Here is a 473-nt window from a genome sequence, read left to right as displayed (position 1 = left end):
AACGGCCAGACCTTCGGCCTGGTGGCGCCGGGCTACGACATGGCGCGGGTGGTCGCGCAGCAGTTGGCGGGCGGCGACGCCGTGTTCGCCGGCGCCGACCTGAGCACCAAGCTCAAGCTGATGGGCGTGGACGTGGCCAGCATCGGCGACGCGCACGCGAAGACCGCGGGCTGCCGCGTGGTGCAGTACGCGGACGGGCGCCGCGAGGTCTACAAGAAGCTGGTCACCTCGGCCGACGGCAAGCAACTGCTCGGCGCGGTGCTGGTGGGCGACGCGGCCGAATACGGCACGCTGTTGCAGATGATGCTGAACCGCATCGAGCTGCCGGCCGAGCCCGAGGCGCTGATCCTGCCGCAATCGGACGGCGCCGCCAAGCCGGGCCTGGGCGTCGACGCGCTGCCGGACACGGCGCAGATCTGCTCCTGCAACAACGTCTCGAAGGGCCGGCTCTGCGAGGCGGTGGTCAATAGCGC

Annotated in this window: 1 pseudogene; it reads left to right on the top strand. The window is 71.0% G+C overall.

The annotated features are described in order from the left end of the window. Positions 1-473, top strand: a pseudogene (locus tag FQ755_RS13630) (nitrite reductase (NAD(P)H)); the annotation flags it as partial.

Source organism: Paraburkholderia sp. BCC1885 (assembly GCF_900996235.1).
Taxonomy (GTDB): Bacteria; Pseudomonadota; Gammaproteobacteria; order Burkholderiales; family Burkholderiaceae; genus Paraburkholderia.
The sequence above is the reverse complement of the archived record's forward strand: the minus strand, read 5'-3'. Positions and strand labels throughout refer to the sequence as shown.